This window comes from Pseudomonas sp. NFIX49 (assembly GCF_900115915.1).
GTDB classification, from domain to species: Bacteria; Pseudomonadota; Gammaproteobacteria; order Pseudomonadales; family Pseudomonadaceae; genus Aquipseudomonas; species Aquipseudomonas pharyngis.
The window spans coordinates 230,051-252,369 of record NZ_FOYE01000004.1 but is presented as its reverse complement, the minus strand read 5'-3'; the positions used below and the strand labels follow the sequence as shown (position 1 = coordinate 252,369).

The 22,319-nt window shown below is 61.6% G+C and carries 17 protein-coding genes; 8 read left to right on the top strand and 9 right to left on the bottom strand.

Annotated features, from left to right (window positions below; translation table 11 throughout):
• Positions 1-161 precede the first annotated feature (161 nt).
• The 3 genes from BMZ46_RS13090 to BMZ46_RS13080 all read right to left on the bottom strand — a co-directional run bounded on the left by BMZ46_RS13090 (position 162) and on the right by BMZ46_RS13080 (position 7,672).
• Positions 162-1,526 carry a DUF3999 domain-containing protein gene (locus tag BMZ46_RS13090; protein ID WP_039764701.1) on the bottom strand — a complete coding sequence of 455 codons (1,365 nt, stop codon included), beginning with the start codon at positions 1,524-1,526 and terminating at the stop codon, positions 162-164.
• Positions 1,523-5,119 (bottom strand): DUF2339 domain-containing protein, encoded by a 3,597-nt coding sequence (locus BMZ46_RS13085; protein ID WP_074689524.1) that lies wholly within the window; start codon positions 5,117-5,119, stop codon positions 1,523-1,525. The genes BMZ46_RS13090 and BMZ46_RS13085 overlap by 4 nt, the downstream gene beginning before the upstream one ends.
• Before the next feature lie 102 nt (positions 5,120-5,221).
• Entirely contained in the window at positions 5,222-7,672 is a 2,451-nt protein-coding gene (locus BMZ46_RS13080) for a glycogen/starch/alpha-glucan phosphorylase (protein ID WP_074689522.1), read from the bottom strand.
• Positions 7,673-7,930: 258 nt separating this feature from the next.
• On the opposite strand from BMZ46_RS13080, the gene BMZ46_RS13075 reads away from it, so the two are divergent.
• Positions 7,931-8,368 (top strand): YkgJ family cysteine cluster protein, encoded by a 438-nt coding sequence (locus BMZ46_RS13075; RefSeq protein WP_007952500.1) that lies wholly within the window; start codon positions 7,931-7,933, stop codon positions 8,366-8,368.
• A gap of 212 nt (positions 8,369-8,580) precedes the next feature.
• On the opposite strand, the gene typA is transcribed toward BMZ46_RS13075, so the two are convergent.
• Together typA and thiI are read right to left on the bottom strand one after the other, a co-directional pair.
• Positions 8,581-10,401 carry a translational GTPase TypA gene (typA, locus tag BMZ46_RS13070; protein WP_007952502.1) on the bottom strand — a complete coding sequence of 607 codons (1,821 nt, stop codon included), beginning with the start codon at positions 10,399-10,401 and terminating at the stop codon, positions 8,581-8,583.
• A gap of 139 nt (positions 10,402-10,540) precedes the next feature.
• Positions 10,541-11,995, bottom strand: coding sequence for a tRNA uracil 4-sulfurtransferase ThiI (thiI, locus tag BMZ46_RS13065; protein ID WP_011332034.1), 1,455 nt, complete (start codon positions 11,993-11,995; stop codon positions 10,541-10,543).
• 327 nt (positions 11,996-12,322) lie between these two features.
• Between thiI and glnA the strand changes: the two genes are divergently transcribed.
• From glnA to ntrC, 5 genes are all read left to right on the top strand, one after another.
• Positions 12,323-13,729 carry a glutamate--ammonia ligase gene (gene glnA / locus BMZ46_RS13055; RefSeq protein WP_011332032.1) on the top strand — a complete coding sequence of 469 codons (1,407 nt, stop codon included), beginning with the start codon at positions 12,323-12,325 and terminating at the stop codon, positions 13,727-13,729.
• Between the two features lie 276 nt (positions 13,730-14,005).
• Positions 14,006-14,515, top strand: a complete 510-nt coding sequence (locus BMZ46_RS13045; RefSeq protein ID WP_074689518.1) for a DUF4124 domain-containing protein — start codon at positions 14,006-14,008, stop codon at positions 14,513-14,515.
• Positions 14,512-15,132, top strand: coding sequence for a DUF4124 domain-containing protein (locus BMZ46_RS13040; protein WP_039764693.1), 621 nt, complete (start codon positions 14,512-14,514; stop codon positions 15,130-15,132). Before BMZ46_RS13045 ends, BMZ46_RS13040 begins: the two co-directional genes overlap by 4 nt.
• Positions 15,133-15,362: 230 nt before the next feature.
• A complete protein-coding gene (glnL, locus tag BMZ46_RS13035; protein ID WP_007952516.1) occupies positions 15,363-16,448 on the top strand; it encodes a nitrogen regulation protein NR(II) in 1,086 nt (361 codons plus the stop codon).
• Positions 16,445-17,881, top strand: a complete 1,437-nt coding sequence (gene ntrC / locus BMZ46_RS13030; RefSeq protein ID WP_007952518.1) for a nitrogen regulation protein NR(I) — start codon at positions 16,445-16,447, stop codon at positions 17,879-17,881. Before glnL ends, ntrC begins: the two co-directional genes overlap by 4 nt.
• Positions 17,882-18,291: 410 nt before the next feature.
• Here ntrC and BMZ46_RS13025 read toward each other — a convergent pair whose 3' ends face one another.
• A complete protein-coding gene (locus tag BMZ46_RS13025) occupies positions 18,292-18,732 on the bottom strand; it encodes a hypothetical protein (RefSeq protein WP_074689516.1) in 441 nt (146 codons plus the stop codon).
• Between BMZ46_RS13025 and BMZ46_RS13020 the strand changes: the two genes are divergently transcribed.
• Positions 18,731-19,186 carry a tRNA (cytidine(34)-2'-O)-methyltransferase gene (locus BMZ46_RS13020; RefSeq protein WP_007952520.1) on the top strand — a complete coding sequence of 152 codons (456 nt, stop codon included), beginning with the start codon at positions 18,731-18,733 and terminating at the stop codon, positions 19,184-19,186. The genes BMZ46_RS13025 and BMZ46_RS13020 overlap by 2 nt on opposite strands.
• A 165-nt stretch (positions 19,187-19,351) precedes the next feature.
• Here the strand turns inward: BMZ46_RS13020 and secB are convergent, their stop codons facing one another.
• The 3 genes from secB to BMZ46_RS13005 are packed head-to-tail and all read right to left on the bottom strand — an operon-like array spanning position 19,352 to position 20,560.
• Positions 19,352-19,837, bottom strand: coding sequence for a protein-export chaperone SecB (gene secB / locus BMZ46_RS13015; protein ID WP_039764689.1), 486 nt, complete (start codon positions 19,835-19,837; stop codon positions 19,352-19,354).
• Between the two features lie 53 nt (positions 19,838-19,890).
• Positions 19,891-20,145, bottom strand: coding sequence for a glutaredoxin 3 (grxC, locus tag BMZ46_RS13010; RefSeq protein WP_039764687.1), 255 nt, complete (start codon positions 20,143-20,145; stop codon positions 19,891-19,893).
• A gap of 1 nt (position 20,146) precedes the next feature.
• Positions 20,147-20,560 carry a rhodanese-like domain-containing protein gene (locus BMZ46_RS13005; protein ID WP_007952524.1) on the bottom strand — a complete coding sequence of 138 codons (414 nt, stop codon included), beginning with the start codon at positions 20,558-20,560 and terminating at the stop codon, positions 20,147-20,149.
• A 152-nt stretch (positions 20,561-20,712) separates the two neighbouring features.
• On the opposite strand from BMZ46_RS13005, the gene gpmI reads away from it, so the two are divergent.
• The gene (gene gpmI / locus BMZ46_RS13000) at positions 20,713-22,239 is read left to right on the top strand and encodes a 2,3-bisphosphoglycerate-independent phosphoglycerate mutase (protein WP_074689514.1); all 1,527 of its coding nucleotides are present in this window, start codon (positions 20,713-20,715) and stop codon (positions 22,237-22,239) included.
• Positions 22,240-22,319 lie beyond the last annotated feature (80 nt).

The following is a 22,319-nucleotide window of genomic DNA, read 5'->3' as shown; positions in this document are numbered from 1 at the left end:
CGCGCAGTTTACAGGGAGTCTGAAACCGTAGCGAGCAATGACGCCGGTAACGTGCGTCGGGGGCAATTCCTGCTATCAGACGTGATCGAACCGAGAGAGTTCAGGCACCGGATTCAGCGTAGATGCAAACCCGACGGGTGTGGAGGTCACACCCGTCATATTCAGGACTTGGCCGACGGCTTGCGCAACAGACTGAAGGCCATCGCCGCCAGAAACAGCACGCTGAGCAGCAGCACCGCCCACAGGCCGAATTTCTTCCAGTGGGTGTCGGTGGTCGCAGCCGTGGTGGCCGTCGAGGTCTGAGTCGTCAGCGCTTCACCCTGCACCGTGGCCTTGCCCAGCGTGGCCAGTTTCTCCGGTTTGAAATCGGGGATCAGCGTGGTCAGCGGCAGGTTTGCCGTCTTCACGGTCGGATTGCCCAGCGCCAGGCTGTACGGTCCGTCGCCGCGCGCGAGGAAAATGACCTGAGTGGCGCGCACCGCGTATTTCACGCTCGGTGCCTGCTCGCCGAGACCGCCGCCGCGTTCGTCGACCGTCAGTTTCAACTGCTGCACGGTCTGGCCGTAGAGCTGCAATTCGTTCTGCACCACGTCCTGGCCATTCTGGGTCAGGCGATAGAGCAAGCCGCTGCTCAACGGTTGCCACGGCATACTGCTTTCGCGACGCCCCGACAGTGTCACTGGCGCCAGGCTGTTGGCCTGCTTCAGTTCGACCTGCACCCGCTCGATGTTCAGCCCCATCGGCAACTGCCAGGTGTATTCGCCGGGCTTGCCGCTGCTGCCGGCCAGTGCCGGCGACCAGACCAATGGCAGCGGCAGGTTGCGCGGGTCGCTGCTTTTCAGTTGCGCCGACGTCAGGACCGGCGCCGAGGCCGGCGAATCCCACAGCAGACGCAGATACCGCGCCGATTGCCCGGGCAGCGCCACTTCATGCTGCTCGACCCGTTCGTCGGCAAAGGTCAGGCGCGCCACCTGACCTTCGCCCCAAGCCTGCCAGTGCTGCAGGTCGTCGCTGGCCTCGATGCTGAAACGCTGGAAACCGTCGCGCTCGCTGGTCCAATCGAGAATCAACTGCTGCAACGGCGCCTTGATCGCGCTGGCGTCGAGCAGCCAACCGCGCAGCACTTCTTCCCCGGCTTCGAGCTGGCTGGAAGGCTGCACTTCCACCAGCGTACCGGTGGTGGTGGATTGCACGCGTACGCTCGGCGCACGCTCGGTGGCATCCGCCGAGTTGTACAGCGGGAACCACTTCACCTCATGCAACTGGCCATCATCGCGAGTCTGCGCCGATTCCCGGGCCAGCGCATAGGCCTGCGGTTCTCCGGCGGCGTTGAACACCCGCAGGTCGCTGAGATCAGTCTGGCGCGCCTGCAACTGCACGCTCAGCGGCAGTTCGAGTCGATACCACGGGCCTGCGCCACTGACCGACAACGGCACCTGCGCGACGAAGTCCGCCGGTTTTTCCTGGGCGCCGGCCGCCATGGCCACGCCCAGCAACAGCCACCCGAGATTAAGCTTGCGACTCAAGACGACACTCCTTCGGTTTCCGGGGCCGACTGGTCCGCCGCCGGTGCAGCTTCGACGCGTTTGGGCGGCAGCGGCGCAAAATAGCCCACCACCAGCAACAACACACCAACGCCGATGAACGAGACGATCCGGGCCAGTCCGCCACGGTTGCTCAATTCGACAAAAATCAGTTTGGCCACCACCAGCGCAATCAGCGCCGCGCCGATCAGCCACACTTCGCGGCGATGGCGCAGATGCCCGCCGATCATCAGCCCGAGCGCCATCAGCGTCCAGACGATGGACAGACCGGCCTGCACCAGCATCGATTCGAGCAGCAGATCCAGCTCGAACGGAATCCCCGCCCAATGGTGCGCAGCGCGGGTGACCAGCGCAGTGCAGAACGCGAACAGCGAAACGCCGGCAATCAGTTGCGTAACGTATGCCGCGTAATCCTGGCGAATCGAAAGCTCGGCCACGGCGCTGCGCGACCAGACGTAGACACCGAACAACGCAAACAGCAGACCCAGCTCCAGTGGGTTGAGCAGCGGAACGTAAGGCAGCGGCTCGGCGTTGCCATCACTCACGCCATTAGCCAGCCAGAACCAGACCAGCATCAGCACCGCCAGCGGCGCCGCCGCATACAAACGGTATTGGCGAGGGAACGCTGCCACCGGCCATGGCCACTGACGCGGTGCGGCCATCAGCAACAGATACACGCTCGGCAGAATCGCCCAGCCCAGCCAGCGCCAGGCGTTGTACTGCTCGGACAACAGCAGCAGGCCGTAGCGCAATTCCAGCGCCAGCACGCCGATCAGCAGCCAGCAACCGAGCACATGGGCCGTGCTCAAGGCCCGCGCCAGCAACATCGGTGCCAGACGTCGCAGGCTGATGAAATGCACAACGAACACCGCCGCCCACGCCAACCAGCCGAAATCCGCCGCCGGGTGATAACGCGAATGCCACGAGACCAGCAACACCAGCCCGGCCACCGGAATCAGCAAGGTGCAGAGTAGACCGAGCGACGGCCATTTCAGGCGCAAGGCCAACACCGCCCACAACGCGACCATCAACGCGGCGACCAGCAGCAATAGCGATTTTTCCAGATTCACCGGCGCAAACCGCATCACTTCGCTGAACCACGCCAGCGCCCACCAACCGACGCCCCACACCAGCAACACGTCGGACAGTCGCTGCAGGCTCAGCACATCGAACGCCGAAGCGTGATTGCCCAATTGCAGGCGCCACGCCCCGATCATCGCCGCCAGACCCAGCACCAGCGGCGTCCAGAATCCGCCATGGGCCAGCGGTCGCAGCCCCTCGCTGGACAGCGGCCCCAACAACTCGGGGCCGGCAAGCAGAAACGCCGCGCCGCCGATCAGTTGCAACAGCAGACCGAACACAAAACTCACGCGCTGCTTGAGGTACAGACTGAGCCAGATGATCAGCAAACCACTGGCCGCCCACACTGCGCTCGCGGTCTGCCACGGCAGCACAAACAACACCGCCAGATTGATCAGCACCAGACCCGCCAGCAGCACCACCGACAAACCGCGCAGCAGGCGAACATCGCTGCGCACCATCTCGTCGCGCGCCGCCAGCAGCATGCCGGCGATCAGCGCCAGACCGATCAACGAGGCGCTGAGCAGACCGCTCCAACCGGCGCTGAACACGGCCGCCGAATCCTCGCCCGCCCCTTGCAGGCGCAACAGGAACAACGCCCCGCCGAGCAGTTGCACGGCAAACGCGGTGAACAGGAACGTGCGCGATTGCAGGCGCAAGCCGACGAACAAGGTCGCCAGCCCGGCCAATGCCCAACTGATCGCCGTGCCCTGAATGAAGAAGAACAGCGGCGCCAGCAGATACAGGAAGGTCAGCCCCAGGCACGTCAGCACTGGCAAGCCCTGACGCTCCCACAGCGAGGTTTGCTCCGGCGACGCCTTGCGCAATTGATAGAAGCTGAACAACAACGCCGCGCCGAGCATCAATGCCCCCAGCGGCGCGCCGTCGAGGAGGCTGCTTTCGCCGACACGTAACTGGCTGAGAAACGCCAGCGCCGAACCCAGTTGCAGCAGCAATGCGAAGGCCCGTGCCAACGGCCGTTGCTGACGCAAACCGAGCCAGAAAATCCCCGCGCCCTCCACCGCCCAGGCCGCGGACGTCCAGCGCGCATCCAGCCCCAGCGGGATCGCCAGGCTGGCGAAAATCACCCCGAGCGCCAGGCAAGTCTCGCCCAGCAACATCGCCCGACCGCCTATCAGCATTCTGGCGAGGGCCATGTAGATCATGCCCAGCGCCAGCGCACTGAACGCGGCAGCGAATTCCAGATGCTGGACCAGCGCGAATTGCAGGCCGAAACCCACCAGCGGCGGACCGAACAGCATCGTCCCGTCGACGTAATCGCCCTTGCGCGCCGACCAGTGCAGCAGCGCCTCGCGCTCGTCGTCCGCCGGGGCATCCGGCATGTCCAGCAACTTGCGTCGGGCGAACAGCAGGCCGATGGCGAGGTACATCAGGAAGAACAGCATCAGGAACGGTTCGGTGCTCCACAGCAGTTCCGGCGTGTACGAACGCAGGCCCCAGGCGAAACCGATGCCGAAGGTGCCCACGAAGCCGATCAGGTTGAGCAGGCGCCAGGCCTTGAACCAGGCGATGGCCAGAATGCCGGCGTTGAGCAGCGCGAAATAACTGAACAGCGCGACGTGGTTGCCGGCGCCGGTGGAGGTCAGGATCGGCGCGGCGAAACCGCCCAGTGCGGCGACGCAGGCCAGGGCCAGGGAATCCTGGGTGATGGCCAGAATGGCCGAAAACACCGTCACCGCCACCAGCAAGCCCAGCGCAGCAGACGGATCGAGCAGCGGGTGCAAACGCATCGCCGCAAACACCGTCAGGTACAACACCGCGATCCCGGTGCCTTGCAACATCAAGGCGTAGCTGTTGTTGCGATGGCGCAACCACCAACCCAGCGCCAGCAAGCCCAGCGCTGCTGCCGCGACCCCGGCGTAACGCAATTCGATCGGCACCACCATGCCTTCGGTGGCGTAGCGCAGCAGGAACGCCAGACCGAAGAACAACAGCACCACGCCGACCCGCAGCACGGTGTTGCCACCGAACAGCCAGTTGCGCGCAGCGCTGATGCCGCGCTCGATAAGGTTCGGGCCACGAGGTTCGGCGGGTTGTCGGGGTTCAGGTTCAGGCGTAACGGCGTCCAGACGCCAGACATCGACCGGCAGCGGCTGACTGGATTCGCTGGCGGCGACGGCAACAGGTTCGAGTTCGGGTGGCAGCTCCCAGATCAGCTCGGGTTCTGCGGCAGAGGGTTGTTCAAATACCGTGACGGGTTCAACGATCGTTTCGCTGGCCGGCGCGACACTCGGCGGCGCTGGCGAATGCACTGGAGTGCCCTCCAGCAGAAACAGTCGCTGTTCGACGCCCTGCAACGCGATCTTCGCGTGATCCAGCTGACGCTGTTGCTCGGCAGCCTGTGAACCGAGCCGCGCGATGCGCATCGCCTGCCCGATGGCGAGCCCCAGCAACGCGCCCAACAGCGCATCGCTGAACGACTCGTCGAGCAGCCAGCCGAGCAGCAGCCCGATCAACATGAACATCCATTGCATGGTCGATATCCCTGAGCAGCCCCGTGGCGGGGCGGAACCAAGGCTCAGTATATCGGCCCGGCCCAACAATCGTGGGGCCGGGCGCACATTTGTCGCTAAAAGTTACTCCAGTGCCTTCCAGATATCCGTGGCGTACTCGCGGATCGTCCGGTCGGACGAGAACCAGCCCATGCGCGAGGTGTTCAGCACCGCCGAGCGCCACCAGTTATTGGCGTCGTGCCAGAGCGCATCGACGCGCATCTGCGCCTCCCAGTAGGAGTCGAAATCGGCGCAGACGAAGAACCGGTCGTAATCCACCAGCGAATCGATCAGCCCGGTGTAGCGCGATGTGTCGTCCGGCGAAAACACCCCGCTGCGAATCGCCTGCAACACATCGTTGAGGCGATGGGACGCGGCAATGTCCGGCACCGCGCTGAACTCGTGGTTCTGCTTGCGCGCTTCGACCTGCTGGGCACTGAGGCCAAAGATAAACATGTGCTCGGCGCCGATGTTTTCGCACATTTCCACGTTGGCACCGTCGAGGGTGCCGATGGTCAGCGCGCCGTTCAGGCCGAACTTCATGTTGCTGGTGCCCGAGGCTTCGAAACCGGCGGTGGAGATCTGCTCCGACAGGTCCGCCGCCGGAATGATGCTCTCCGCCAGGCTGACGTTGTAGTTGGGCAGGAACACCACTTTGAGCAGGCCACGCACGGTCGGGTCGTTGTTCACCACCCGGGCGATGTCGTTGGTCAGCTTGATGATCAGCTTGGCCTGGTGATAACTCGCCGCAGCCTTGCCGGCGAAGATTTTCACCCGCGGCACCCAGTCGATTTCCGGCTCGGCACGGATCGCCTGATACAGCGCGACGGTGTGCATCAGGTTGAGCAACTGGCGCTTGTATTCGTGGATCCGTTTGACCTGCACGTCGAACATCGCCGCCGGGTTGACCGCGATCCCCAGCCGTTCATGGATCAGGTAAGCCAGGGCCTTTTTGCTGTGCAGCCGCTGCTCGGCGAAGGCTTTGCGGAACGCTGGTTTTTCGGCGAACGGCTCAAGATCGAGCAGACGCTCTTCAGGGTTGTCCAGCACGTCGGCGCCAAGGGCATCGACCAACATCGACGTCAGTTCCGGGTTGGCCTGGTACAGCCAGCGGCGGAAGGTGATGCCGTTGGTCTTGTTGTTGATCCGCTCCGGATACAGCTTGTGCAGCTCGGCAAATACGGTTTTGCGCATCAGCTGCGTGTGCAGCCCGGACACACCGTTGACGCTGTGAGAACCGAGGAACGCCAGGTTGCCCATGCGCACCCGGCGACCGTTGTCTTCCTCGATCAGCGACACCGCGCGCAGCACGTCGAAATCGTGGATGCCCTTGGCCCGCAACGAATCGATGTGCTGGGCGTTGATCAGATAAATGATCTGCATATGCCGCGGCAGCATGCGTTCCATCAGCCCCACCGGCCAGGTTTCCAGCGCTTCGGGCAGCAGCGTGTGGTTGGTGTACGACAGCGTGTCGACGGTGACTTGCCACGCCGCGTCCCAGGCCACGTCGTAGACGTCGACCAGTTGGCGCATCAGTTCGGCGACGGCGATCGAAGGGTGGGTGTCGTTGAGCTGGATCGCCGCATGATCGCCCAGGGTCAGCACCGAGGTATGCATGTTGCGGTGACGGCGCAGCAGATCCTGAAGCGAGGCGGCGACGAAGAAGTATTCCTGACGCAGGCGCAATTCCTGCCCGGCTTCGGTGCTGTCCGCCGGGTAAAGCACGCGGGAGATACTTTCGGCCCGGGCCACTTCGGCGACGGCACCGAGATGGTCACCGGCGTTGAAGCGCTCCAGATGCAGGTCTTCCATGGCCCTCGCCCGCCACAGGCGCAAGGTGTTGACGCTCGCCCCGCGCCAGCCGACCACCGGTGTGTCATAGGCAATCGCCCGGACGGTTTCCGCCGGGTGCCAGACTTGCCGGGACTTGCCGCTGGCGTCGGTGACTGTCTCGACGCTGCCGCCAAAGCCGATCGGGTAGACCACCTCTGGCCGCTCGAACTCCCAGGGGTTGCCGAAATCCAGCCAGTGCTCGGTCTGTTCCTGCTGCCAGCCGTCGACGATGGCCTGACGGAACAACCCGTGCTCATAACGAATGCCGTAGCCGTGGCCGGCGATACCGAGGGTCGACATGCTTTCCATGAAGCACGCCGCCAGCCGTCCGAGGCCACCGTTGCCCAGCGCCGCATCCGGCTCCAGGATGCGGATGCGCTCGAGATCGACGCCCAGTTCGGTCAAGGCTTCACGGGCGACGTCCAGCAAACCGAGGTTGCTCAGGCTGTCGTACAGCAAACGGCCGATGAGAAATTCCAGCGAGAGGTAATACACCCGCTTCTGGCCTTTGCGGTAAATCTGCCGGGTGTGGTCCATCCAGTGCTCGACCATGTGATCGCGCGCCGCCAGGGCGATGGCTTCGAACCAGTCATGGTCGAAGGCGTGATCCGGGTCTTTGCCCACCGCATAGGTGAGTTTGGTCAGGACGGCGTCGCGGAATGCGGCCACCTCTGCTTCGCGAACTAGTGGTTCTTGAGTCATCGATAGGACCTCGAGCGAGCGGGGAGTTGTCAGAGCCTAGACGGTCTGACCGACGGTAAGGGCTCTGGTTCGGCAGTTTTTACCGAGAGTGTGAGATCGACCGGCAATACTCTGGCGAATGCCTCAATGAATGCAGGGGCCGTGCCGAATTGTCGGACGATGTGCGCGCATGAAGAAAAAATCTGGCGAAAGGTTGTTCAAAAATCCACCAGTCCCGGTATGATCGCGCGCCCTGATGCACACGCCTGGTAAACACCGATGATGAAGCCCAACCTGATCGCCGCAGCCGAGATCGACCGTCTCGATACCTGGGCCAAATATTCGGCCCCGATGTGCGGCTCGTGCGTTTCCAGCTGCTGCACGCTGCCGGTCGAGGTCAAGATCAAGGATCTGGTGCGTATCGGTGTGGTCGACGAGTTCGAACTGGGCGACCCGCCGAAGAACATCGCCAAGCGTCTGCAAAAGGAAGGGCTGGTCGAGCGCTTCAACCAGAAGTCGGGGATTTTCACCCTGCAGCGCATGAGCAACAACGATTGCTACTACCTGGATCGTAAGAGCCGCCTGTGCACCATTTATGACAAGCGCCCGGACACCTGCCGCAACCACCCTAAGATCGGCCCGCGCCCGGGTTACTGCGCGTACAAGCCGAAGGAAGTGGAGCGGGTGCAGAATTCGCGGTCGATCGAGCGGTTCTGATCCCGACGCCTGATTGATCGTTCCCACGCTCTGCGTGGGAACGCAGCCCGGGACGCTCCGCGTCCCAAGAGCCTAACGCGGAGCGTCCGCTGAGGCATTCCCACGCAGACGGTTCGACGCCTCGACGTGGGAACGAGACTTTCGAAAGCCAGACAAACAAAAACGCCCCCGATCTCTCGACCGGGGGCGTTTTTTTCAGCCTTGGCTAAATCTTACGCCTTGGCTTTCTTGGCAGCGCGGGTACGCTCGCTTTCGTCCAGGATCTTCTTGCGAAGACGGATGGACTTAGGAGTGACTTCGCACAGCTCGTCTTCCTGGATGTATTCCAGAGCCTGTTCCAGGGTGAAGCGAACAGGTGGGACCAGAGCGATGGTTTCGTCTTTACCCGAAGCACGCATGTTGTCGAGCTTCTTGCCTTTGGTCGGGTTCACACCCAGGTCGTTGTCGCGGGAGTTCTGACCAACGATCTGACCGTTGTAGATCTCCTGGCCGTGTTCTACGAACAGCTTGCCACGAGCCTGCAGGGTTTCCAGGGAGTAGGTCAGTGCCTTGCCGGTTTCAACCGAAACCAGAACGCCGTTCTGACGGCCGGACATGTGGCCCGACTTCACTGGAGCGTAACGGTCGAAGATCGAGGTCAGGATGCCAGCACCGTTGGTCAGGGTCAGGAACTGGTTACGGAAACCGATCAGACCACGAGCAGGGATGTTGTATTCCAGACGAACACGGCCTTTGCCATCCGGCACCATGTTGCTCAGGTCGCCTTTACGCAGACCCATCTCTTCCATGACCTTGCCCTGGGATTCTTCAGGGATGTCGATGGTGACGTTTTCGAACGGTTCCTGCTTCACGCCGTCAACTTCACGGATGATCACTTCAGGACGGCCCAGGGCCAGCTCGAAGCCTTCGCGACGCATGGTTTCGATCAGTACCGAGAGGTGCAGCTCACCACGGCCAGATACCTTGAACTTGTCAGCCGAGTCGCCTTCTTCAACGCGCAGTGCAACGTTGTACAGCAGCTCTTTGTCCAGACGATCCTTGATGTTACGGGAGGTCACGAACTTGCCTTCTTTACCGCAAAATGGCGAGTCGTTTACCTGGAAGGTCATGGAAACGGTTGGCTCGTCAACGGTCAGAGGCTTCATCGCCTCGACGTTGTTGATGTCGCACAGAGTGTCGGAGATGAACAGCTCGTCGAAACCGCTGATGCAGACGATGTCGCCAGCTGCAGCTTCTTCAACGTCAACGCGGTGCAGACCGTGGTGACCCATCAGCTTCAGGATACGACCGTTGCGGCGCTTGCCGTCGGCGCTGATAGCGACAACCGGGGTGTTCGGCTTGACGCGACCACGAGCGATACGGCCAACACCGATAACACCCAGGAAGCTGTTGTAGTCCAGCGCGGAGATCTGCATCTGGAACGGACCGTCACGGTCAACAGCCGGAGGCGGAACGTGGTCGACTACCGCCTGGTACAGCGCGGTCATGTCTTCGCCCATGGCGGTGTGGTCCAGACCGGCGATGCCGTTCAGGGCCGAAGCGTAAACAACCTGGAAGTCCAGTTGTTCTTCGGTGGCGCCCAGGTTGTCGAACAGATCGAAGATCTGGTCCAGAACCCAGTCAGGACGCGCGCCCGGACGGTCAACCTTGTTGATGACCACGATTGGACGCAGGCCGGCTTCGAAAGCCTTCTTGGTCACGAAACGGGTTTGCGGCATAGGGCCGTCCTGGGCGTCGACCAGCAGCAGCACGGAGTCAACCATGGACATAACGCGCTCGACTTCGCCGCCGAAGTCGGCGTGGCCCGGGGTGTCCACGATGTTGATGTGGTAGCCGTTCCAGTTGATGGCGGTGTTTTTCGCCAGAATGGTAATGCCGCGCTCTTTTTCCTGGTCGTTGGAGTCCATCACGCGCTCGTCGTTGAGCTCGTTGCGCTCCAGGGTGCCGGATTGACGCAGGAGTTTGTCTACCAGGGTGGTCTTACCATGGTCAACGTGGGCAATGATGGCGATGTTGCGTAGATTTTCGATCACTTGTGTATCTCGATCAGAGGATTCGGTTTGCTGACAAGTCTTGGCAGCGATTGACAGTAGTGTCCGGCATGGCCGTTACAGCTTGACGGCGGTGTCGGGGGGCCGGTGACGCAGGCCACAGGCAAACAGCCCCGGGCACTTAGCTCGGTCGATAAACGCGCACATTGGCATGCCCCTCACTGAGCAAATGGTGGGCATGCAGGCGACTCATCACGCCTTTGTCGCAATACAGCAGGTACTGGCGAGTAGGGTCCAGTTCCTTGAAACGAGCGTTCACTGCGTAGAACGGCATCGTCTGTACCTCTATGCCGGCGAGTTCCAGCGGGTCATCCTCGGCGGCATCCGGGTGGCGGATGTCGATGACGATCTGACCGGCCAGCGCTTCGCTGACTTCTTCGATCTGCAAATCCTGGCCCAATTCGTCGATCACCCGATCGATCGGCACCAGTCTGGCGTTTGCGAGCGCACGCTCAAGCACCGCCATGTCGAATTCCTGCTCTTCGTGCTCGACCCGGCCACGCTTGGCGGCGGTCTTCGGGTTGACCGAGATGACGCCGCAGTATTCCGGCATGTGCCGGGCGAAATCACCGGTACCGATCTGGTCGGCCGTGTCGATGATGTCCTGCTTGTGGGCGACGATCAGCGGCCGCAGGACCAGTTTGTCGGTGACGCAATCGATGACCGACAGATTCGGCAGCGTCTGGCTCGACACCTGGGAAATCGCTTCACCGGTGACCAGCGCATCGATGTGCAGGCGTTCGGCAATGCTCGACGCTGCGCGCAACATCATACGCTTCAATACGACGCCCATATGACTGTCGTCGACCTTGCCGAGAATTTCGCCCAGGACTTCTTCGAATGGAACACTGACAAATAGCACGCGTTGCGAGCTGCCGTACTTCTTCCAGATGAAATGCGCGACTTCCATTACGCCCAATTCGTGAGCACGACCGCCCAGATTGAAGAAGCAGAAGTGCGTCATCAGGCCGCGACGAAGGATCTGGTACGCGGCCACCGTCGAGTCAAAACCGCCGGACATCAATACCAGCGTCTGCTCCAGCGCACCGAGCGGGTAGCCGCCGATGCCATTGTGCTGGCTGTGAATCACGAACAACCGTTTGTCGCGAACTTCGATGCGGACTTCGATCTCCGGCTGTTTCAGGTCGATTCCGGCAGCGCCGCACTCACGGCGCAGCTTGCTGCCGACATATTTTTCGACGTCCATCGAGCTGAACGCATGCTTGCCCGCACGCTTGCAGCGCACCGAAAAGATCTTCCCGGCCAATGCATCGCCGTAGTGCTGCTTGCACTTTTCGGTGATGTCGTCGAAGTCGCCCAGCGGGTACTCATCGATCTGCAGAAAGTGCGCGATGCCCGGCATGCAGGTCAGGCGCTCGCCCATCTCTTTCAGGGCCTTGGGGTCGGTGACGCGGGTTTCCAGCTCGAGGTTGTCCCACACACCGTTCACCACCACGGCCGGGTCCAGGTCGCGGAGCACGGTGCGGATGTTCTTGGCCAGCTGGCGGATGAATTTCGTCCGGACAGGTCGGCTTTTGATGGTGATCTCGGGGAAGACTTTTACGATTAGTTTCATGAAAACAGCGCGCGCAGGGCCAGCCGAAAAAGGGGGGCGCGGATTATAGCGGAAATTGCTCAAGGTTTAACCAGTTAATGTGCAGAAGGTTTTGCACGCACCAAAACGGGTCAATTCTCAGTTCAAGCGCTACATTAAAGGGCGAGTTTTCTGCCATTAAGGCGCTTTCGACCTCCAGAAGCGTGAATTTGGGGCAAAAAACCCATGCTGGGGCACTGGCATGCAATTTGCTCCCTTGTGAGGCAGGTTGCCTTGGCAGAGTATTCGCGCCGGCATCACCACTATTAAGGGCATCCACTACCCGCCCTAATTCACCCGGAGGACACTATGTCGAAGTCGGTTCAACTCATCAAAGATCATGACGTCAAGTGGATTGATCTGCGCTTCACGGACACCAAAGGCACTCAGCACCACGTGACCATGCCGGCTCGCGATGCGCTGGAAGACGACTTCTTCGAAGTTGGCAAGATGTTCGACGGTTCCTCCATCGCTGGCTGGAAAGGCATCGAAGCCTCCGACATGATCCTGCTGCCGGACGACGAAACCGCCGTTCTGGACCCGTTCACCGAAGAGCCGACCCTGATTCTGGTCTGCGACATCATCGAACCTTCGACCATGCAAGGTTACGATCGCGACCCGCGCGCCATCGCCCGCCGCGCCGAGGAATACCTGAAGACCACCGGTATCGGTGACACCGTATTCGCCGGTCCAGAGCCAGAGTTCTTCATCTTCGACGAAGTGAAGTTCAAGTCCGACATCTCCGGTTCGATGTTCAAGATCTACTCCGAGCAAGGCTCGTGGATGTCCGACCAGGACGTGGAAGGCGGCAACAAAGGCCACCGTCCAGGCGTGAAAGGCGGCTACTTCCCGGTTCCGCCGTTCGACCACGACCACGAAATCCGTACCTCCATGTGCAACGCACTGGAAGAAATGGGCCTGACCGTTGAAGTTCACCACCACGAAGTGGCAACTGCCGGCCAGAACGAAATCGGCGTCAAGTTCAACACCCTGGTGAAGAAAGCCGACGAAACCCAGACCCTGAAATACGTTGTACACAACGTTGCCGACGCCTACGGCCGCACCGCGACCTTCATGCCGAAGCCGCTGTACGGCGACAACGGTTCGGGCATGCACGTTCACATGTCCATCTCCAAAGATGGCAAGAACACCTTCGCGGGTGAAGGTTATGCCGGCCTGTCCGACACCGCCCTGTACTTCATCGGCGGCATCATCAAGCACGGTAAGGCCCTGAACGGCTTCACCAACCCGGCCACCAACTCCTACAAGCGTCTGGTGCCAGGCTTCGAAGCTCCAGTGATGCTGGCCTACTCGGCTCGCAACCGTTCTGCCTCGATCCGTATTCCTTACGTCAACAGCCCTAAAGGCCGTCGTATCGAAGCCCGCTTCCCGGATCCGGCTGCCAACCCGTACCTGGCTTTCGCAGCGCTGCTGATGGCCGGTCTGGACGGTATCCAGAACAAGATCCACCCAGGCGATGCTGCCGACAAGAACCTGTACGACCTGCCGCCTGAAGAGGCGAAAGAGATCCCGCAAGTTTGCGGCAGCCTGAAAGAAGCCCTGGAAGAGCTGGACAAGGGCCGTGCGTTCCTGACCAAGGGCGGCGTGTTCTCCGACGACTTCATCGACGCTTACATCGCGCTGAAATCCGAAGAAGAAATCAAGGTCCGCACCTTCGTACACCCACTGGAATATGAGCTGTACTACAGCTGCTGATCCGGTAGCGCCGCGCTACGCGGCGTGACAGAAAGAGGCCTCCTTCGGGAGGCCTTTTTTGTGCCCGCAATTTATCGCCTCTGATCGTTCCCACGTTCTGCGTGGGAACGCCTCAAGGGACGCTCCGCGTCCGGTGACGCGGAGCGTCACGGGCTGCATTCCTACGCAGAGCGTGGGAACGATCAACCGAATAATCTCTGGATGTGTGCAGGGGTTGGGCCAACCGCCGCGACTGGCCTATGCTGCAACCCATCGTTTTCGTTTCCGGTCGATTTCATGGGTCGCACCCTTCTCTGTATTTTGCTGCTGATCGCCCTGCCCGCCGCCGCGCAGATCTACAAGTACACCGATGCCAGCGGCAACACCGTGTACAGCGATCACGCGCCGGACGGCGTGCAGGCGCAGCCGGTGGAGTTGCCGCCGCTAAACAGCGTCCAGCCTCAGGCACCGAGCGCGCCATCGTCAGAAACGGTTAGCCAAGCGCCAGCGCGCAATGCCTATGAAGCGCTGGAGCTGACCGGCCTGCCTACCGAAGAAGCCCTGCGCGCCAACAACGGTACGTTCACGGTCAGCGTGCTGATCAAGCCGCGCCTGCAACCGCCGCATCAATTGCGTCTGCTGCTGGATGATGCGCCTTATGGCCAGCCGAGCAATGTACCGATCCTGCAACTGGTGAACGTAGACCGGGGCGAGCATCGGCTCGCGGTGCAGGTGATCAATGGCGAGGCGATCATTCAGCAGAGTCCGGCGGTGGTGTTCACCGTGCAGCGGGTGCACAAGCCATGACACGGGGATTGATTGCCTTGTGCCTGTCGCTGATCGCGTCTGGCGCATCGGCCGAGGTGTTCACTTACGTCGATGCACAGGGCAATCGGGTCTACACCGATCAACCACGGGGCAACGCCAAGCGTGTACCGCTGGCCACCAGCAATCGCATGGCCTCGAACCCGACAGCTGCACCGGTCACGCCTTCGAACAAATCAGCAGAGCCGCCGCTGTTCCACTACGACATGCTGCGGGTGCTGATCCCTGAGCCGGACGCGACCATTCGCAGCAGCGCCGGAGAGCTGATCGTCAGCGTCACCAGCGAGCCGGGCCTGCAAAAAGGTCATTTGTATCGCCTGCTACTGGATGGCCAGGCCGTCGGCGAACCCGGCCTGAGCCCGGTGTTCCCGCTGAGCAACATCGATCGTGGCAGCCACAACCTGTCGGTGGAAATCCTCGACGCCCAAGGCCGGACCGTGGAGAAAACCGCCAACCAGCCGTTCCACATGCAGCGCATTTCCCTGGCACAGAAGCGTCAGGTCAAACCGTGCGTCAGCGCCGACTATGGCGTGCGCCCGGAATGCCCGCTGAAAGACAAACCCGCCGAACCGAAAAATCCTTTCCTGCGTTTCTTCTGACGTCGTTCAGCTTTGCGCACTATATTGGTGCAATACGCTGCACCGTACTCACATTCCAACCCATTTTGGTTCGAAAGTACCCGCCAGAGCGGTTTGACTGCCACGCAAACGAGCGTCAAACGCCCGTTTCAGGGGTTGAACGCTTCTTTTCGGAGCCTTGGTTTGGTTTTTGCATTTTCCTCGCATCAGCGCTGTATCCCTGCGCGCGCCATGCTCCAAAAGAGGTCCTCATGACCATCAGTGACGCACTGCATCGCTTGCTACTCGACAACCTGACCACCGCCACCATCCTGCTCGACAGCGAATTGCGCCTCGAGTACATGAACCCGGCGGCGGAGATGCTGCTGGCCATCAGCGGTCAGCGCAGCCATGGGCAGTTCATCAGCGAGCTGTTCACCGAGTCCACCGAGGCGCTCAATTCGTTGCGCCAAGCGGTGGAGCAGGCGCACCCGTTCACCAAGCGCGAAGCGATGCTCACCGCCCTCACCGGCCAGACCCTGACCGTGGATTACGCGGTGACGCCAATCCTCAGCAACGGCGCGACCCTGCTTTTGCTGGAAGTGCATCCCCGTGATCGCCTGTTGCGCATCACCAAGGAAGAGGCGCAACTGTCGAAACAGGAAACCAGCAAGATGCTGGTGCGCGGCCTGGCCCACGAGATCAAGAACCCGCTCGGCGGCATTCGTGGCGCCGCGCAACTGCTGGCCCGGGAACTGCCGGAAGACAGCCTGCGCGATTACACCAACGTCATCATCGAAGAGGCCGACCGCCTGCGCAATCTGGTCGACCGCATGCTCGGTTCGAACAAACTGCCGTCGCTGGCCTTGTGCAACGTCCACGAAGTGCTGGAGCGCGTCTGCCAACTGGTCGAGGCCGAAAGCCAGGGCTGCATCACACTGGTGCGCGATTACGACCCGAGCATCCCCGATGTCCTGATCGATCGTGAACAAATGATTCAGGCGGTGCTGAACATCGTGCGCAACGCGATGCAGGCCATCAGCAGCCAGAACGAGCTGCGCCTGGGCCGCATCAGCCTGCGCACCCGAGCCATGCGCCAGTTCACCATCGGCCACGTCCGTCATCGCCTGGTGACCAAGATCGAGATCATCGACAACGGTCCGGGCATTCCGGCGGAACTGCAGGAAACCATCTTCTTTCCCATGGTCAGCGGCCGTCCGGACGGTACCGGGCTCGGCCTGGCCATCACCCAGAACATCATCAGCCAGCACCAGGGCCTGATCGAGTGTGACAGCCATCCAGGCCACACCACGTTCTCGATCTTTCTGCCACTGGAACAAGGAGCCACATCGACATGAGCCGTAGTGAAACCGTGTGGATCGTCGATGACGACCGTTCTATCCGTTGGGTTCTGGAAAAAGCCCTGCAACAGGAAGGCATGACCACCCAGAGCTTCGACAGCGCCGATGGCGTGATGAGCCGCCTCGCGCGCCAGCAGCCGGACGTGATCATCTCCGACATCCGCATGCCCGGCGCCAGTGGCCTGGACCTGCTGGCACGGATCCGCGAGCAGCACCCGCGGCTGCCGGTGATCATCATGACCGCTCATTCCGATCTGGACAGCGCTGTCGCCTCCTATCAGGGTGGCGCGTTCGAATACCTGCCCAAGCCGTTCGATGTCGACGAAGCCGTGTCACTGGTCAAACGTGCCAATCAGCACGCCCAGGAGCAGCAAGGCCTGGAAGTCGCCCCGACCCTGACCCGCACCCCGGAAATCATCGGCGAAGCGCCGGCGATGCAGGAGGTGTTTCGCGCCATCGGGCGCTTGAGCCACTCCAACATCACCGTGCTGATCAACGGTGAATCCGGCACCGGTAAAGAACTGGTGGCCCACGCCCTGCACCGCCACAGCCCGCGTGCGGCCTCGCCGTTCATCGCGCTGAACATGGCGGCGATCCCGAAAGACCTGATGGAATCCGAACTGTTCGGCCACGAAAAAGGCGCGTTCACCGGTGCGGCCAACCTGCGTCGCGGCCGTTTCGAACAGGCCGACGGCGGCACGCTGTTCCTCGATGAAATCGGCGACATGCCGGCGGACACCCAGACCCGACTGCTGCGGGTGCTGGCCGATGGCGAGTTCTATCGCGTCGGCGGGCATGTGCCGGTCAAGGTCGATGTGCGGATCATCGCCGCGACCCACCAGAATCTGGAAACCCTGGTTCACGCCGGGAAATTCCGTGAGGACTTGTTCCACCGCCTCAACGTGATCCGCATCCACATCCCGCGCCTGTCGGACCGTCGCGAAGACATCCCGACCCTGGCCAAGCACTTCCTCAGCCGCGCCGCGCAAGAACTGGCGGTGGAACCGAAGCTGCTGAAAAGCGAGACCGAGGAATACCTGAAGAACCTGCCGTGGCCTGGCAACGTGCGCCAGCTGGAAAACACCTGCCGCTGGATCACCGTGATGGCGTCCGGGCGCGAGGTGCATATCAGCGACCTGCCGCCGGAACTGCTGAGCCTGCCGCAGGACTCGGCGCCGGTGACCAACTGGGAACAGGCGCTGCGCCAATGGGCCGATCAGGCCCTGGCACGCGGGCAGTCGAGCCTGCTCGACAGCGCGGTGCCGGCGTTCGAGCGAATCATGATCGAAACGGCTCTGAAGCACACCGCCGGGCGTCGTCGCGACGCGGCCGTGCTGCTGGGCTGGGGCCGGAACACCCTGACCCGCAAGATCAAGGAACTCGGCATGAAGGTCGATGGCGGGGATGACGATGAGGGCGATGAAGGCTAAGACTCAGCGCCAGCCTGCACCGCCGCAAGGCACCGTGACCCTTAATCGGGCACGGTCATTGGCCCAGGCTTGCACTGTAAACCGCTGAAAACCCCAACCTGTAAAAAGACGAAGGCCCCGTATTACGGGGCCTTCGTCATTGTGTCGGGCTTTTTTGTTTCAAAACGAGAAAAACTGGCACGCCCCCTGCAATAACTCCATCAGGTGATTCGATTCACCCACCCTTTCGGGGGCCTTGGTACAGGCAGGCCGGGGATTCCCCTCTTTACACCGGACTCATCGAGTCCACCCTTTTGGGGCCCTTGATACAGGCAGGTCAGGGGTTCCTTCTTTACACCGGCTCAGAACGCGATGCGATGAGCCCGCCCGTTTCGGGAACCTTGGTACAGGCAGGCCGGGGATTCCCTCTTTTATTGCTCCCGGAGATGGATCTCCAGCCGCCAGCGGTCATCGACCGCCTGGCCGGCCCAGTCGCCCTGCAGCGGCCGAGCCGCCACCAGCGTCAGCAACAATCCACCGTCACTCAAGCGCGTCCGCCAGTTCACGTCCTTGCCGTTGAACTTGAGCTGGCCTTTCTGCGCCTGGCCTTCGGCCTCGAACAACAGCGCAACGCTGCCATCGACGATCTCGCCATGCAGCTTCGGCTCGTTGTTGAACCACACCGCCAGACCGCCATCGATCACCTCGACCTGCTGCACGACGGTTGGGTCAGGCGTGGTCAAACGGCCGATCATCATCCCGACCATCACACCGACGATCGCCAGTGAGGCCATCACCCGTGGGAATAGTTTCGAACGCGGATCCGCTTGCGGCGTAGAATGCGCGTCATCTTTACCTTCGGAGCCGTGCATGTTTCACGTCATCCTTTTTCAACCGGAAATTCCGCCGAACACCGGCAACGTTATCAGGCTGTGCGCCAACAGCGGCTGCCACCTGCATTTGATCGAACCGCTGGGCTTCGAGATGGACGACAAGCGCTTGCGCCGCGCCGGTCTCGACTACCACGAGTATGCCACCTTGCAGCGCCATGCCGACCTCGCCAGTTGCCTCGAAAGCCTCGGTCATCCACGGCTGTTCGCCTTCACCACCAAGGGTTCGCGGCCGTTTCACGATGCCGCGTTCGTCCCCGGCGATGCGTTCATCTTCGGCCCGGAAAGCCGTGGCCTGCCGCCGGAAGTGCTCGACGCCCTGCCCGGCGAACAGCGCTTGCGCCTGCCGATGCGCGAAGGCTGCCGCAGCCTGAACCTGTCCAATACCGTGGCAGTGGCCGTTTATGAAGCGTGGCGGCAGAACGACTTCAAATAACACCCTTGGATTGATCGTTCCCACGCTCTGCGTGGGAATGCAGCCCGTGACGCGGAGCGTCCCTTGAGGCATTCCCACGCGGACGGTTCGACGCCTCGACGTGGGAACGATCAGCCAAGAAAAAAGCGCCTGTAACGGCGCTTTTTTCGGTGTTGCATCGACCGCTTACTGAACAGTCGGAGTTTCGCCGGATTCCTGCATGCGCTGCAGCTCTTGCGCGTACAGGGCGTCGAAGTTCACCGGGGCCAGCATCAGGGCCGGGAACGAACCGCGGGTCACCAGGCTGTCCAGGGTTTCGCGCGCGTACGGGAACAGGATGTTCGGGCAGAACGCACCCAGGGTGTGGCTCATGGAAGCCGCGTCCAGATTCTTGATCAGGAAGATACCGGCCTGTTGCACTTCAGCGATGAAGGCCACTTCTTCACCGTTTTTCACGGTGACGGACAGGGTCAGCACGACTTCGTAGAAATCACCTTCCAGGGCTTTCTGGCGGGTGTTCAGATCCAGAGAGACCGCCGGATCCCACTGCTGGCGGAAGATCGCCGGGCTTTTCGGGGCTTCGAAGGACAGGTCGCGTACGTAGATGCGCTGCAAGGAGAATTGCGGTGCGGTTTCTTCTTCGCTGGCTGCAGTGTTCTGTTGGTCAGTCATCTCAGATCCTTTCTGATCTTGGGTCTTTTAGGGTTCTTTAAGTGTGCAGCAGGTCAGGCCTTGAGCAGCGCGTCGAGCTTGCCGGCGCGCTCCAGGGCATACAAATCATCACATCCGCCGACGTGGGTATCGCCGATCCAGATTTGCGGCACGGACGTGCGTCCGGCCTTCTGGGCCATGGCGGCGCGCACCTGCGGCTTGCCATCGACCTTGATCTCTTCGAAGGCCACGCCTTTGTTCGCGAGCAGGTACTTGGCGCGCGAGCAGTAAGGGCAGTAATCGCTGGAGTAGACGATGACGTTGCTCATGTCACTTCACCAACGGCAGGTTGTCGCCTTTCCAGCTGGAAATCCCGCCGGACAGCTTGGCAGCGGTAAAGCCGGCCTTCATCAGCTCGCGGGCGTGGGTGCCGGCGGTCTGGCCCAGCGCGTCGACCAGAATGATGGTCTTGGCCTTGTGTTTTTCCAGCTCGCCGATGCGGGCGGCCAGTTTGTCCTGGGGAATGTTCACCGCGCCAACGATGTGACCGGCGGCGTAGTCCTTGCTCGGACGGATGTCCACCACCACGCCGGCTTCCTTGTTGACCAGTGCGGTCAGCTCGCCCGTGCTCAGGCTTTTACCGCCGCCCTGCACCGTATGCGCCAGCAGCAAAGCCAGCAGTACGACGAAGATACCGACAAGAATGTAGTGGTTAGTGGCAAATTCAATCAGGTGAGCAACCATCGAAGGAGGTTCCAGGGCGTTAAAATGTCGGCCAGTATACACAGCCACTATGGTCGGCCAAACCCCGTCCGGCGGTGACGCCGCCGGAACTTCGCTTTAAACTCCAACTCCCTTTTCCATCGCCCTCTTCTTATTAGCCACGAGTGGATTCCATGACTACCACGCCTAAACCTTTGGTCCTGATGATTCTCGACGGCTTCGGTCACAGCGACAGCCCCGAATCCAACGCCGTCTATGCGGCCAAAAAGCCTGTGCTGGATCGCCTGTGGGCCACCGTGCCGAATGGCTTGATCTCGGGCAGCGGCATGGACGTCGGTCTGCCGGACGGCCAGATGGGCAACTCTGAAGTCGGCCACATGAACCTCGGCGCCGGCCGCGTGGTGTATCAGGACTTCACCCGTGTGACCAAAGCGATCCGCGACGGCGAGTTCTTCGAGAACTCGACCATCTGCGCCGCCGTGGACAAGGCCGTGGCCGCCGGCAAGGCCGTGCACTTCATGGGCCTGCTGTCGGATGGCGGCGTTCACAGCCACCAGGATCACCTGATCGCCATGGCCGAACTGGCCTTCAAGCGCGGCGCCGAAAAGATCTACCTGCACGCCTTCCTCGACGGCCGTGACACGCCGCCGAAAAGCGCCGCCTCGTCGATCGAACTGCTCGATGCGACCTTCCAGGCCCTCGGCAAGGGCCGCATCGCCAGCCTGATCGGCCGCTACTACGCCATGGACCGCGACAACCGCTGGGATCGCGTGGCCCAGGCCTACAATCTGATCGTTGACGGCAAGGGCGAATTCAACGCCGCCACCGCCCAGGAAGGGCTGGAAGCCGCTTACGCCCGTGGCGAGAGCGACGAATTCGTCAAGGCCACCAGCATCGGTGAGCCGGTGAAAGTCGAAGACGGCGATGCCGTGGTGTTCATGAACTTCCGCGCCGACCGCGCCCGCGAGCTGAGCCGCGTGTTTGTCGAAGACGGTTTCCAGGAATTCGAGCGCGCACGCCAGCCAAAAGTGCAGTACGTGGGACTGACCCAGTACGCCGCCAGCATCCCGGCCCCCGCAGCCTTTGCCCCGGGCAGCCTGGAAAACGTGCTCGGCGACTATCTGGCGAAAAACGGCAAGACCCAACTGCGCATCGCCGAAACCGAGAAGTACGCCCACGTGACCTTCTTCTTCTCCGGCGGCCGCGAAGAACCGTTCCCGGGCGAAGAGCGCATCCTGATCCCGTCGCCAAAAGTCGCCACGTATGACTTGCAGCCGGAAATGAGCGCTCCGGAAGTCACTGATCGCATCGTCGAGGCCATCGAGAACCAGCGCTACGACGTGATCGTGGTCAACTACGCCAACGGCGACATGGTCGGCCATAGCGGCGTGTTCGAAGCCGCAGTGAAAGCCGTGGAATGCCTGGACACCTGCGTCGGCCGCATCGTCGAAGCCCTGGAAAAAGTCGGCGGCGAAGCGCTGATCACCGCCGACCACGGCAACGTCGAGCAGATGGCCGACGAATCCACCGGGCAAGCGCATACCGCGCACACCACCGAACCGGTGCCGTTCATCTATGTCGGCAAGCGTGACCTGAAAGTCCGCGAAGGCGGCGTGCTGGCGGACGTGGCGCCAACCATGCTGAAACTGTTGGGCCTGGAAAAACCGGCGGAAATGACTGGCACTTCGATTCTGGTCTGATATCAAAAACGCCCTGTAATCAGCCTGAAACGGCTTTTTATGACGAACGCCTCAAAGCAGTTGGCTTTGAGGCGTTTTTT

What these genes read in the sequence shown, in the direction of transcription:
- BMZ46_RS13040 (WP_039764693.1), top strand. Translation starts at nt 14,512, where the DNA reads ATGACACGGGGATTGATTGCCTTGTGCCTGTCGCTGATCGCGTCTGGC.
- glnL (WP_007952516.1), top strand. Translation starts at nt 15,363, where the DNA reads ATGACCATCAGTGACGCACTGCATCGCTTGCTACTCGACAACCTGACC.
- BMZ46_RS13085 (WP_074689524.1), bottom strand. Translation starts at nt 5,119, where the DNA reads ATGCAATGGATGTTCATGTTGATCGGGCTGCTGCTCGGCTGGCTGCTC.
- BMZ46_RS13020 (WP_007952520.1), top strand. Translation starts at nt 18,731, where the DNA reads ATGTTTCACGTCATCCTTTTTCAACCGGAAATTCCGCCGAACACCGGC.
- BMZ46_RS13045 (WP_074689518.1), top strand. Translation starts at nt 14,006, where the DNA reads ATGGGTCGCACCCTTCTCTGTATTTTGCTGCTGATCGCCCTGCCCGCC.
- gpmI (WP_074689514.1), top strand. Translation starts at nt 20,713, where the DNA reads ATGACTACCACGCCTAAACCTTTGGTCCTGATGATTCTCGACGGCTTC.
- ntrC (WP_007952518.1), top strand. Translation starts at nt 16,445, where the DNA reads ATGAGCCGTAGTGAAACCGTGTGGATCGTCGATGACGACCGTTCTATC.
- thiI (WP_011332034.1), bottom strand. Translation starts at nt 11,995, where the DNA reads ATGAAACTAATCGTAAAAGTCTTCCCCGAGATCACCATCAAAAGCCGA.
- glnA (WP_011332032.1), top strand. Translation starts at nt 12,323, where the DNA reads ATGTCGAAGTCGGTTCAACTCATCAAAGATCATGACGTCAAGTGGATT.
- secB (WP_039764689.1), bottom strand. Translation starts at nt 19,837, where the DNA reads ATGACTGACCAACAGAACACTGCAGCCAGCGAAGAAGAAACCGCACCG.
- BMZ46_RS13075 (WP_007952500.1), top strand. Translation starts at nt 7,931, where the DNA reads ATGATGAAGCCCAACCTGATCGCCGCAGCCGAGATCGACCGTCTCGAT.
- BMZ46_RS13080 (WP_074689522.1), bottom strand. Translation starts at nt 7,672, where the DNA reads ATGACTCAAGAACCACTAGTTCGCGAAGCAGAGGTGGCCGCATTCCGC.
- BMZ46_RS13025 (WP_074689516.1), bottom strand. Translation starts at nt 18,732, where the DNA reads ATGCACGGCTCCGAAGGTAAAGATGACGCGCATTCTACGCCGCAAGCG.
- grxC (WP_039764687.1), bottom strand. Translation starts at nt 20,145, where the DNA reads ATGAGCAACGTCATCGTCTACTCCAGCGATTACTGCCCTTACTGCTCG.
- BMZ46_RS13005 (WP_007952524.1), bottom strand. Translation starts at nt 20,560, where the DNA reads ATGGTTGCTCACCTGATTGAATTTGCCACTAACCACTACATTCTTGTC.